The sequence below is a fragment of the Bradyrhizobium sp. Kon10 genome, from assembly GCF_055807395.1.
Window position 1 is genome coordinate 1 of record NZ_JBVVOZ010000433.1, and the last position, 231, is coordinate 231.

Annotated in this window: 1 pseudogene; it reads left to right on the forward strand. The window is 62.8% G+C overall.

Annotated elements, in window-relative coordinates:
- Positions 1-231, forward strand: a pseudogene (locus AC0L2O_RS37635) (bifunctional aminoglycoside phosphotransferase/ATP-binding protein); the annotation flags it as partial.

Consider the following 231-nt stretch of genomic DNA (forward strand, 5'->3'; position numbering starts at 1 on the left):
CCAACCTGGTGATGAACCGCTACCTCGACGAAGCAGACGACGAGGACGGCTTCATTCTCTTGCCGTTTTTCATGGCAGTGCGGGCCGCGGTGCGCGCGCATGTCACCGCAACCCAGATCGAGGAAGGCAGTGCCGATTCCGGCGGGCTGATTGCCGAGGCCGGATCCTATTTCGAGCTTGCCCGAACACTTCTCCAGCCAAGGCCGCCGCGGTTGATCGCCATCGGCGGTT